This is a genomic window from Aureimonas frigidaquae (assembly GCF_001463905.1).
In the GTDB taxonomy this organism is placed as follows: Bacteria; Pseudomonadota; Alphaproteobacteria; order Rhizobiales; family Rhizobiaceae; genus Aureimonas; species Aureimonas frigidaquae.
The window spans coordinates 1-11,392 of record NZ_BBWR01000013.1 but is presented as its reverse complement, the minus strand read 5'-3'; the positions used below and the strand labels follow the sequence as shown (position 1 = coordinate 11,392).

The window sequence follows — 11,392 nt, the reverse complement described above, 5'->3', positions numbered from 1 at the left end:
TGCCGGACAAGGCAGCGCGCCGCTCGTCTCACACTTGCCGGGTCGGGCTTACTGCCCGGTGGCGGTTTCGCCCTGTCCGCCGCACTTGCCGGTCACGACGTTGAAGTTTCCGCAGGACATCGGCTTGCGCCAGTCGGCGATCAGGTCCTTGGAGCCTTCCAGATACGGAGACCACTCCTGCGCCACGACGAGGCCGGGCGTCTCGTAGACGGTCTGGAACTGGCCGTCGTCCTGGATCTCGCCGATCAGCACCGGTTTGGTGATGTGATGGTTCGGCATCATGGAGGAATAGCCGCCCGACAGGTTCGGAACGCTCACACCGATCATCGCGTCGATCACGGCGTCCGGATCGGTCGTGCCGGCCTTCTCAACGGCTTTGACCCACATGTTGAAGCCGATGTAATGGGCCTCCATCGGATCGTTGGTCACGCGGTCCTCATTGCCGATATAGGCGTGCCAGTCCTTGATGAACTGCTCGTTTTCCGGCGTATCGACGCTCATGAAGTAGTTCCAGGCCGCCAGATGGCCGACGAGCGGCGCGGTGTCGATGCCGGCCAGCTCTTCCTCGCCGACCGAGAAGGCGACGACCGGGATGTCCTCGGCCTTCACGCCCTGGTTGGCGAGCTCGCGATAGAAGGGAACGTTGGCGTCGCCGTTGATGGTCGACACCACCGCGGTGCGCTTGCCGGCGCTGCCGAAGGCCTTGATCTCCGACACGATCGACTGCCAGTCGGACTGGCCGAAGGGCGTGTAGTTGATCATGATATCCTCGGGCGCGACGCCGAGCTGATCCTTCAGGTAGGTTTCCAGGATGCGGTTGGTCGTGCGCGGATAGACATAGTCCGTTCCGGCCAGCACCCAGCGCTCCACGCCCTCTTCCTGCGCCAGATAATCGACAGCGGGGATCGCCTGCTGATTGGGCGCGGCGCCGGTATAGAAGATATTGCGGGACGATTCCTCGCCCTCATACTGCACCGGATAGAAGAGAAGACCGTTCAACTCCTCGAAGACCGGCAGGGCGGACTTGCGCGACACCGACGTCCAGGCGCCGAACACCGCCGCCACCTTGTCCTGCGTCAGAAGCTGGCGCGACAATTCGGCAAAGCGCGGCCAGTCCGACGCCGGATCGACGACGACCGCCTCGAGCGGCCGGCCGAGCAGACCCCCCTTCTTGTTCTGCTCGTCGATCAGCATCAGCATCGCGTCTTTCAGCGTCGTCTCCGAAATCGCCATCGTCCCGGACAGCGAATGCAGGACGCCGACCTTGATCGGCTCGCCGGAGGGCGCGGCGGCGTCCTGTGCCTGCACGCCCGTCACGGCCAAGGCCGACATCACCATCGCTCCGAGCGCACCGCGCGCCCATCCCAAGGCTGAACTCATCCCCATCTCCAATCGTTCGAGGCCGCGACCTGCAGCCATCGCACCGAAGGGTCAGCAAGCCGCGTGCCAGATTGCGGATGCAGGCGAACCCGCCCTTGTCGCCGCAGGATTTTTACCGATCCGCCCCATTTGCAGGCAGAGCGATCAAGGCTTGGGCAGCGTGGCGTTCGGCGTGTCAGGGGATATGCACGGTTCGTAGCAGCCTGCCCTATGTGTGAGCGCCGGAAGGCAGGTGATTGCAGGTTGTCTCAGCGGTTGCGGGACAGGACGGCGCGTTGCCTGTTCCCGGCGCCCGTCCCAGCCCCGGCCGCCGGCGCGGTCGTGGCGGCTCAGTCGTTCAGCGCGATCCAGACCGGGGCGTGATCGCTGGTCCTGTCCCAGCCGCGCACATGCCGGTCGACCCCGCTCCCCGAAAGCCTTGGCGCCAGCCCGGGTGACAGGAGCATATGGTCGAGCCGCAGCCCGGCGTCGCGCGGCCAGGCATTGCGCAGGTAATCCCAGAACGTATAGAGCCGCTCGTCCGGATGCTGGCTGCGCAAGGCGTCGATCCAGCCTGCCTTCAGAAGGTCGTGATAGGCTTTTCGGACCTCTGGCCGGAAGAGCGCGTCGTCGGTCCACCGCTCCGGCTTGTAGACATCCAGCTCGGTCGGAATGACATTGTAGTCGCCGGCCAGCACGACCGGCACGTCCAGGCTGCGCAGGGCCTTTGCGCGCTTTGCCAGGCGCCGGAACCAGGCCCGCTTCAGATCGTATCTGGGTCCAGGCGCGGGATTGCCGTTGGGCGCATAGAGACAGCCGATCAGAATGCCGTTCACCGCCGCCTCGATATAGCGGCTCTGGGCAGGCTCCGGCGGATCGTCCAGCCCGCGCTGCGTTTCCACCGGCTCGCCATCGCGCGCCAGGATCGCAACACCGTTCCAGCTCTTCTGGCCATGCCACACTGCACCGTAGCCCGCCGCCTCGATGGCAGCGTGTGGGAAGCGCTCGTCCGCCGCTTTCAACTCCTGCAGGCAGACGGCGTCGGGCCGGGCCTCCTCCAGCCAGCGCAACAGCACCGGCAGGCGGCCATTGATTCCGTTGATGTTGAAGCTCGCGATCTTCACCGCCGCCGATCGCCTCCGTCTGCCCCTGGCATTGCGGGAGCTAGCGCGGGGGCGGGCCCGCGTCGATGGGGGCGCGCCGATCATCTGTGGCAAGCCCCGCTTGAGCCGGTCGGATGATCCCCACCCCCACAATTGGCACGCCGACCCTATCCCCATTGCGCATGCCACGGCCTGTGCACCGGCAAGAGCGCCCCCTATCCTTGGTGGATCACGGGCACCCCGCCCGGCGACCGCGCCCGTCTGCGCGGGCTCAACCCTTCGTTCGGGAATGTTTGCTGCGCCATGTCCGACAATTCTCTTCTTCTGGGGTTCAGCGCGCCCATGTACCGGCAGGCCGGTCGCCTGTTCGTGGAGCGGCAGACCATATCGGGGCTCCTCGCCTGGAAAGAGAATTTCGCCCGCCTCGCCGCCTTTTCCATCTGCCATGACGGACCGCCGCCGCAGGGGTGGGAGGATGCCGGGGCCCATGGCATTGAGGCGCCGGGCATCACGCTGGTTCCCCTGCCCAACACCTATGATCTGAAGGTCTATCTGCGCGAGCGAAAGGCCGTGGCGGACAGGCTGCTCGCCCTGATGCGCGACACGCAGTATCACACCTTCCCCTATGGCGGCTGGATCGGCGATCCGGGAGAGATCGCAGCATCGGTCGCGCGCCGCCACGGCATCGCCCACGCGGTCTGGTTCGACCGTGTCGAATCCCAGGTGGTGCGGGCTGAAGTCGGCAATTCCGTCTCCACACGTCTCAAGGCCGCCATCCGCGCCACGGTCATGGCCCGCAACGAGAAGCGGGCGGTGCGCGGCGCCGAACTCAGCCTTCTGCATGGGGCCACGGTCTACCGCCATTTCAAGCCGGTGGCCCGCAATCCGCATCAGGTCGAAGACATTCATTTCACGCAGGAAGACCGCCTCGATGCCGCCGGCACGCAGGCCAAGGCCGCTGGCGCGCTGACCGAATCGCTGCGCATCGTCTACTGCGGACGCGCCGCCCCCATGAAGGGTCCGCTCGACTGGGTCGCCACGCTGGCCTGGCTCAAAGGGCGTGGTATCGCCTTCGAGGCGCGCTGGCTCGGCGATGGCGAGATGCTCGGTGCCATGCAATCGGCTGCGGCGGCGGCGGGGCTAAGCGGGCGCGACATCGTCTTCGAGGGTTTCGTCACCGATCCGGCCCGCGTGCGCGAAGCCTATCGCCAAGCGCATCTCCTCCTGTTCTGCCACCTCAGCGATGAATCGCCCCGCAATCTGATCGAAAGCCTGCATTCCGCCACGCCCCTGGTCGGCTACCGTGATCCCTATTCCGCCGAACTGGTAAATGAACAAGGCGCCGGCGTGCTGATCCCGCGCGGGGACACGCAGGCTCTTGGCCAGGCTGTCGAGACATTGGCGGGCGACCGTCAGCAGCTCGCCGCACTGATCCGCGCCGCCGGCGCGTCGGCCGCCCATCTGACGCGTGACAGCGTCTTTCGCCATCGCAGCGATATCATCCGCCGGCAACTTTCCGTCTAAGACGCGTGAGGCCGCCCTGGAAGGTCAGGCCTGACCGTCCGGCCGGCGGATCCTTCTGTCGGCCCTGCGGGCGGCGTGCTAATCGGCTGCACGGAAACGCGGCGTGGAAGGTCTGATCCATGGGCACGGTGGTGGAAATCCGCAGCTATGCCGGCGAGGTGGCGCATCACCGGCACGCCTATCATCACATCATCCTGCCGCTGCGCGGCCGCCTGGAGATCGAGACCGAGCGGCGGGGCGGCGCGGTGGCGGGCGATCTGGCCGCCTTCGTGCCGGCCGGTGCGCAGCATGCCTTCGCCGCGCCCGGTGCCAATGCCTTCCTGGTGCTGGACCTGCCCGCCGACCGGCTGCAAGCAGATGCGCCCCCCTTCTTTCCCATCGGCCCGGACCTGCGCGCCCTCATGCAGTTGGCCGCAATGCGCCACCGGGCGGCGGGGGCTGCACCGTTCAGGACGCGCGATGGCATCGACGCTTTCGCGACCCTGGTGCTGGAGGCGGCCTGCCTGCCCGCCGGAGCCCCGGACAGGGTGGAGCTGGCCCTCCGGCGCGCGCTGCACTTCATGGCGCAGCGGCTGGGTGAGCCGATCCGCAGCACCGACATTGCCCGTGCCGCTGGTCTCAGCGTCACGCGGCTTCATGCGGCATTCCGCAGCCGCCGCGATACGACCCCGCACGAGGCCCTGACCGCCCTTCGGCTGGACAAGGCGGAGGCGCTTCTGCGGGACCCTGCCCTTTCCATCGCCGAGATCGCCGCCCGGTGCGGCCTGGGTGATCAGAGCAGCGCCACGCGCATCTTCCGGCGCGCGCGCAGCACCACGCCTGCGGCAATACGCAGAGCGATGCGATCCTGAAGGATCTGCCGGCAACGTGGCAGGATATGCCAAGACAGGCACCCCCTGATGGGGCAGACAGGCTCGCAGTCGAATGCAGTACAGAAAAGGGCCGGTCATGGTCGGAGCAACGATGGTCGGCGTTACCGCCATAGGCTTCTGGGCTGTCCTGGCCCTCCTGACCGTGGCCACCCGGGGCATACCGCCGTTGCAGGTCCTGGCCTTGAGCTTCGGCGTGGCCTTTCTGGCCGGCATGCTGGTCCTGGCCCTGCGTGGACGGGCGGCGCTGGAGCGGCTGCGCCAGCCGCTTGCGCCCTGGTTGACCGCCTTCTGCGCGCTGTTCTTGTATCATGCGCTGTATTTCTATGCGCTGGCCACCATCCCCCCGGCGCGGGCAAGCTTGATCGCCTATCTGTGGCCGCTCCTCATCGTCCTGATGGCGGCGTGGCTGCCCGGCGGCCAGTCTTTGCGCGCCCGGCACCTGGCGGGCGCCGCCATGGGGCTTCTGGGAACCGCCCTCATCTTCGCCGATGGAAGCGCCCCGATCCAGGATGCCGGCAGCCTGTCGGGCTACGCGGCGGCGGGCGCCTGCGCCCTCATCTGGTCCGGCTATTCCGTCGCCAATCGGCGTTTCTCACAGGTGCCGAGCGAGATGCTCGTCGGTGTCTGCGGCGCTGTCGCGCTGGCCGGCGGGCTCCTGCATTTCGCCCTGGAGGACAGCGTCCGGCCCGACGCCTTGCAGTGGGGTGCGATCGTCCTTCTGGGCATCGGGCCGGTGGGCCTGGCCTTCCTGGCCTGGGATCATGCGACCAAGCACGGCAACCTGCCGCTTCTCGGCGCCCTGTCCTATCTGGCGCCGCTCGCCTCGACGCTTCTTCTGGTCCTGACCGGGCTGGCGCCGGCCAGCCTTGCCATCGGCCTTGCGGCGCTTCTGATCGTCGGGGGCGCCGGGCTTGCCAGTCTCAGTCCCCGCCGCTGACAGATCAGCGCCTTGCGATGCCTTATTTGTAACGTTATAACGTAACAAAATTTGCATCAGCAGGAGTTCGCTCATGTCCCGTCTTCCCGTCACTGTCCTGTCCGGCTTTCTCGGATCCGGCAAAACGACGCTTCTCAACCATATTCTCGCCAATCGCGAGGGCATGCGTGTCGCGGTGATCGTCAACGATATGAGCGAAGTCAACATCGATGCCACACTGATCCGCGACGGCGGGGCCGAGCTGTCACGCACCGACGAGCGCCTCGTCGAAATGACGAATGGCTGCATCTGCTGCACCCTGCGGGACGATCTTTTGATCGAAGTGCGCAAGCTGGCGGAGGAAGGCCGCTTCGACTACCTGATCATCGAGTCGACAGGCATCGCCGAGCCTCTGCCCGTCGCCGCCACCTTCGACTTCCGCGACGAGAACGGGGCCAGCCTGTCCGATCTGGCGCGGCTCGACACGATGGTAACCGTCGTCGATGCCGCGCGCCTCCTGTCGGACTACGGCTCCGCCGATCTTCTGCGCGACAGGGGCGAATCCCTCGGTGCCGGCGACGACCGGACCCTCATCGACCTGATCGTCGAACAGATCGAGTTCGCCGATGTCATCATTCTGAACAAGGTCAGCGACGCCTCTCCGGCGGACCTGTCCGCTGCGCGGCAGATCGTCAAGGCTCTGAACCCTGTCGCCCGCATCCTGGAGACGGACTTTGCGAACGTGGCGCTGCAGGAGGTGCTCGGAACCGGCCGTTTCGACCTCGAGCGCGCGCAGGAGCATCCCCTCTGGTACAAGGAGTTGAACGGGTTTGGGGATCATGTTCCCGAAACGGAGGAATACGGCATCGGCTCCTTCGTCTACCGCGCCCGGCGGCCCTTCGACCCGGCAGCCTTCCAGGACTTTATCGGCCGGTCCTGGCCGGGGGTCGTGCGGGCCAAGGGACTATTCTGGCTGGCGACCCGGCCCGACCATGTGGGAGAGATCAGCCAGGCCGGCGCCCAGGTCCGCACGACACGCCTGGGGCGCTGGTGGGCCAGCGTCCCGGCAGCGGCACGGCCCGACTTTCCGGAATGGCGCCGCATGATGGAGGGCATCATGCATCCCGAATGGGGCGACCGGCGCCAGGAGATCGTCTTCATCGGCACACAGCCGATGAATGAGGCCGCCATCCGACGCGATCTCGATGCCTGCCTGCTTCCGGCCGAGAGTTTCACGCCTGCCGCATGGCGCAGCCTGCGCGATCCCTTCGCCGCCTGGCCCGACCGTACGTAACGGGCGCTTCCACGCTGTTCCAGGATCAGCCGCGATGCTCCAGGGCAAGGGGGCCGCGGCCCAGGAAGGCAATGACATTCTCGGCCAACTCGACGGAGTAGCGCAGGACATCCAGCGGCTCGATGCTGAGCCGCCCGGATTCGACGGCCATGACCAGGGCCTGCAACAGGTCCGACTGCCAGGCCAGAAGCGTCTCGGCATCCGCGTTGCATTCGACGCGTGCGTCCAGGAGCGCGACGAACATCCCGCCCAGTTCGTCCGTTTCCTCCTGCGTCAGGTTCCGCAGATCGCGCGTCTCGACGAAGGCGCTGAGCAGCCCCGCGATCTTCTCTGCCCTCATGAAACGCGCTCCGGAAACTGTCCGATGATCAAGGTCTGATAAACGAAGCTGTCTATCGACTCAACTTTGGATCATAGGCAACGCGGTTGCCACGCGCGATGCCCGAATGCATTGGACAGCGCAGAGCCGATCCGGCATTCATCCAGCGAACCCCATGGTTCGCCCGAGCGAGGCCTTATGTCGATCCACAGTCCGGCCGCCGAACCGCGGCGCCTTTACCAGCAGATCGCCGATCAGATCCGCGACCTGATCGCGGAGCGGGCGCTCGAAACGGGCGGCCGCCTGCCACCGGAGCGGGACTTGGCCCAGCAGCTCGGCGTCTCCCGCCCCTCCCTTCGGGAAGCCTTGATCGCGCTCGAGATCGAAGGCACGGTCGAAATCCGGATGGGGTCGGGCATCTATTACCTCGGCGCCGCTGCATCGCGCACGCGCCCGCATGGGGACTCGCCGATCGAAATCATGGAAGCGCGGATCGCCATCGAGACCGCGGCCATTCCGCTCGCCTGTGCCCGCTCGGACAGCGCGGGCATCGCCCGGCTGGACGCGATCCTGGCCGCCATGAGCCGCGATATCGCCGAAGGGCGCAGCCCGCTGGACAATGATCGCCTGTTCCATATGGAAATCACCGGCCTGTCGGGGAATGCCGTCATGACGCGGCTGGTCGGGGAACTGTTCGAAGCCCGCTTCAGCCCCCTCTCCGCCCAGTTTCGCGAACATTTCGACAGTCACCAGGGTTGGCGCGCCGCCTATGACGAGCATGCCCGCATCGTCGAGGCGCTGCGCTCCCGCGACAGCCTGCGTGCCTCCGGCGAACTCGCCGCCCATCTTCTGACCTCCCTGCGCCGGTGGGAACAGGAGGCCTGACAGCTCCCACCGCGCACTAGGCGGAAGCCACCCCCTGCCCCGCCAGGCCATAGCGTGGATGGGTCAGAGCCGTCATGATGCCCCGCAGCTCGGCCAGGCCTTTCAACCGCCCGATCGTCGGGTAGCCGGGCTGGCCGCGCCGCTTCAGATCGTCGATGATGTCCTGCCCGTGATCCGGCCGCATGGGGATCTGATGGTCGGCCCGGCCTTCCGCCTTGCGCCGCGCTTCTTCCGCCACGATCTCCGCGATGAGCGCCACCATGTCGGTATTGCCACGCAGGTGCTCGGCCTCGTGGAAGGAGGCCGGGATGCCGGGCGTCTCCAGCGTGACGTTGCGCAAATGCAGGAAATGCACCCGGGGGCCGAACCGTCGCATGATTGCGGGAAGATCGTTGTCCGGCCGTGCCCCGAGCGAACCCGAGCACAGGGTCATGCCGTTGGCGGGGCTGTCCACCGCCGACAGGATCGACGCGTAATCGTCGGCCGTCGACATGATGCGCGGCAGGCCGAGCAGCGGGAAAGGCGGATCGTCGGGATGGCAGCAGAGCCGCATGCCGAGCTTTTCGGCAACGGGCGCCACCTCCTCCAGAAAGGCGATGTAATGGCGGCGCAGCCCTTCCGGGTCGATCGCATCGTACTCGGCAAGATGCCGGCGGACATCCTCCCTCGACATATGCTCCGTGGCGCCCGGCAGACCGGCCGTGACATTGTCGGAAAGTTCGCGCCGGCGCGCATCGCTCATTGTGGCGTAACGCTCACCTGCGGCCTCGGCAAGCTCCGGTCCGAAGGACTCCGCTGCGCCGGGACGCTCCAGAATGTGGATATCGAAGGCGGCGAAGTCCACGATATCGAAGCGCATGCAGGTGCCGCCATGGCCCAGGCGAAAGGTAAGGTCTGTTCGCGTCCAATCCAGGACGGGCATGAAATTGTAGCAGATGGTCTCGAGCCCCTGCGCCTTCAGATTGGCGAGGCTGACCTTGTAGTTCTCGATATGCGCGCGCCAGTCGCCGCGCTGCTTCTTGATGTCTTCGGAAACGGGTAGGCTTTCCACCACCTCCCAGGCAAGGCCGGACGGACTGCCATCCTTGCAGAGCCCGATCTCGGCCTGACGCTGGGCGATCGCCTCCCGCGTCCAGACCGCTCCGGTGGCTTCCTGATGGAGCGCACTGACGACGCCCTCCACACCGGCCTGCTTCATATCGTCGATGGAGGTCAGATCTTTCGGACCGAACCAACGCCAAGTCTGTCGCACAGGTGACCTCCCCTGAAAGGACGCGCCGGCACAGCGGCCGTTCACCCTTCATAACGGGCCGGCGACTAGTATGGAAGCTGATGCCCCATCGGGCTGTCCGCTTTTCCCGCTTGTCTCGGTCACGGTAACAACGGCCACCCCGCCGTCCACAAGACCGGACCAGATGGGAGGGCCACCGCGACCCGGGCGCTTTCCACGAACATTCACCCCTCCAACCCTAGGTTTATGGACACGACGCGCTCCCGCGCGGAACCTGCAGGCGTCAAACGCTTATGGATTCGTGATGCGCCAACTTCTTGTGATTGCCTTGTCTTGTCTTTCTCTGTCCGGCTGCGTTCAGTCCGGCGCGACTCGGACTTCTGCGAACAGCATGCTGATCCGCACGGCTGCGGCCCCGGAATGCGGTTCGATCGGATCTGCGCGTGTCGCGGAAATGAACGCCGCTATCGAAACACTGAAAGCCGGCTTCGACGGTTACATCATCGACGGCGCCGGTTCGCAGAACAACATCTCGACCTATCAGACCGGGGGCACGGTCCAGACCAGCCTGTATGGCAACACAGCCCAGTCCACCTACTATCCTGGAACGACCATCTATACCGGCACCTACGACACGACATTCTCGATACGCATGTTCCGCAAGGGCGAGCCCGGGTACAAGAATGCCGTACCGGCGCGCGATATTCTCGGGCCCCATTGGGAACAGCGGGTGAAGGTCGGCGCGATGCAGACGTGCAATGCGAGCCTGCCGAACTGACCCTGCTACCGTCGATCCGTTCGATCGGCATGTAATCGACCCTGGGGAGCCGTGTCGTCCCGGCTCTCTGCATACGAGCCTCATGTGCCCCACTGTGGGGTGATGGCGTTTAAGCTGAGCTTCGAAAACGCCATGCCTCTTTCCAGTATGGGCATGCTTCACCCCGGGTGTGACAACACGCGGCAGCGATTCGACAAATGGTCAAGCCCCTCGGTAAGGGCAACTGGCCGCCACAGCGACCGCGATTCCATCTGGTGTACCGGTAAGACACCGCTCCGGTCGCTGAGAGCGTCCGCAAGAGACGGCCAAGTATGAGAGGTCTTGGCCGGCCATCCAGGACGAACGCTCATACATCCCCTGCGAATGACGTTTCCCCGGGGTTCTTTCCAGATTTGCAGAATTTCCCGTCATAGGTCTTGTCCTGCTGGGTGGGTGAAGCTGCGTGCGCCTGCATGGAAGTTCTGGAATAGCGCAATGCGAGCCGCCATCGCGGGTGAAGGTGCCGGCAAACTCGTTCAGCGTCTGACGGGCGATCTGGGGATGCGGCCGGTCGGTGCCAAAGTTGGCGCACCAAAGGTCGGTTTCCACGTGGTCCCAAGCGAGGTGATCAAGGCCTAGTTTGAGAAGTTCGTTGCGCAGCAGACCGAACCCATTCTGCATCGGCTTGCCGAGCACGATGGTACGCTCCTCGACGCATTTCTGATCGGGAGGAGCGAAGTTGGCGCGTGAGGTGAACTTGCTGCCATCGGCGCTGACGATCATCCTTAGTCGTACCCTCCCTGCAACAAGAGCCCATCCAGATCGCAGACAATCCGCGTGCTCGACCGCGATGTGCGTCCGCGATCAGTGTCAGGCATTCGCACGTGCAGTCGTCGCCAAACGTGAGGGTGCGGAAGCCAGGTCCATCCGTGAACTGGTCAAGCACGACGTCCAAAGACCAGCGCTTATTAAAAGCGCAGCGGCACCAGCATCCGCGCCCAACGAAGGCATCGTTGTTTTCGTGGCCTGCTCGCGGCGCAGCGTCTACAATCGGATCACGGCCTGCGTCTGGGCCGTCCTCATTCGCCGTGCGTCGCCCATACCACCCTTATCGCCCGCTTGCTTATGCCCG

General features: G+C 65.5%; 11 protein-coding genes. 6 read left to right on the top strand and 5 right to left on the bottom strand.

Annotated elements, in window-relative coordinates:
- Positions 1 to 48: 48 nt before the first annotated feature.
- Complete coding sequence (gene urtA, locus AUL30_RS14140) at positions 49 to 1,380, bottom strand: urea ABC transporter substrate-binding protein (RefSeq protein ID WP_244490842.1); 1,332 nt, start codon at positions 1,378 to 1,380, stop codon at positions 49 to 51.
- 329 nt (positions 1,381 to 1,709) lie between these two features.
- Positions 1,710 to 2,483 carry an exodeoxyribonuclease III gene (gene xth / locus AUL30_RS14135; RefSeq protein ID WP_062228553.1) on the bottom strand — a complete coding sequence of 258 codons (774 nt, stop codon included), beginning with the start codon at positions 2,481 to 2,483 and terminating at the stop codon, positions 1,710 to 1,712.
- 282 nt (positions 2,484 to 2,765) lie between these two features.
- Here xth and AUL30_RS14130 point away from each other — a divergent pair, with 282 nt between their 5' ends.
- The 4 genes from AUL30_RS14130 to AUL30_RS14115 all read left to right on the top strand — a co-directional run bounded on the left by AUL30_RS14130 (position 2,766) and on the right by AUL30_RS14115 (position 7,068).
- The gene (locus AUL30_RS14130; protein ID WP_083507944.1) at positions 2,766 to 3,986 is read left to right on the top strand and encodes a glycosyltransferase; all 1,221 of its coding nucleotides are present in this window, start codon (positions 2,766 to 2,768) and stop codon (positions 3,984 to 3,986) included.
- Positions 3,987 to 4,105: 119 nt separating this feature from the next.
- Complete coding sequence (locus tag AUL30_RS14125; RefSeq protein ID WP_062228552.1) at positions 4,106 to 4,837, top strand: helix-turn-helix domain-containing protein; 732 nt, start codon at positions 4,106 to 4,108, stop codon at positions 4,835 to 4,837.
- Positions 4,838 to 4,910: 73 nt separating this feature from the next.
- The gene (locus tag AUL30_RS14120; RefSeq protein WP_062228551.1) at positions 4,911 to 5,795 is read left to right on the top strand and encodes a DMT family transporter; all 885 of its coding nucleotides are present in this window, start codon (positions 4,911 to 4,913) and stop codon (positions 5,793 to 5,795) included.
- A 73-nt stretch (positions 5,796 to 5,868) separates the two neighbouring features.
- Positions 5,869 to 7,068: a GTP-binding protein gene (locus AUL30_RS14115; RefSeq protein WP_062228550.1), complete on the top strand. Its 1,200-nt coding sequence runs from the start codon at positions 5,869 to 5,871 to the stop codon at positions 7,066 to 7,068.
- 25 nt (positions 7,069 to 7,093) lie between these two features.
- Here AUL30_RS14115 and AUL30_RS14110 read toward each other — a convergent pair whose 3' ends face one another.
- Complete coding sequence (locus AUL30_RS14110; RefSeq protein ID WP_062228549.1) at positions 7,094 to 7,408, bottom strand: hypothetical protein; 315 nt, start codon at positions 7,406 to 7,408, stop codon at positions 7,094 to 7,096.
- A 177-nt stretch (positions 7,409 to 7,585) separates the two neighbouring features.
- Between AUL30_RS14110 and AUL30_RS14105 the strand changes: the two genes are divergently transcribed.
- The gene (locus tag AUL30_RS14105) at positions 7,586 to 8,272 is read left to right on the top strand and encodes a FadR/GntR family transcriptional regulator (protein ID WP_062228548.1); all 687 of its coding nucleotides are present in this window, start codon (positions 7,586 to 7,588) and stop codon (positions 8,270 to 8,272) included.
- A 16-nt stretch (positions 8,273 to 8,288) separates the two neighbouring features.
- On the opposite strand, the gene uxuA is transcribed toward AUL30_RS14105, so the two are convergent.
- Positions 8,289 to 9,524 carry a mannonate dehydratase gene (uxuA, locus tag AUL30_RS14100; protein ID WP_062228547.1) on the bottom strand — a complete coding sequence of 412 codons (1,236 nt, stop codon included), beginning with the start codon at positions 9,522 to 9,524 and terminating at the stop codon, positions 8,289 to 8,291.
- Between the two features lie 433 nt (positions 9,525 to 9,957).
- Here uxuA and AUL30_RS14095 point away from each other — a divergent pair, with 433 nt between their 5' ends.
- Positions 9,958 to 10,281 (top strand): hypothetical protein, encoded by a 324-nt coding sequence (locus AUL30_RS14095; protein WP_244490841.1) that lies wholly within the window; start codon positions 9,958 to 9,960, stop codon positions 10,279 to 10,281.
- Between the two features lie 201 nt (positions 10,282 to 10,482).
- Here AUL30_RS14095 and AUL30_RS19775 read toward each other — a convergent pair whose 3' ends face one another.
- Complete coding sequence (locus AUL30_RS19775; RefSeq protein ID WP_157070170.1) at positions 10,483 to 11,043, bottom strand: integrase core domain-containing protein; 561 nt, start codon at positions 11,041 to 11,043, stop codon at positions 10,483 to 10,485.
- Between the last annotated feature and the right edge of the window lie 349 nt (positions 11,044 to 11,392).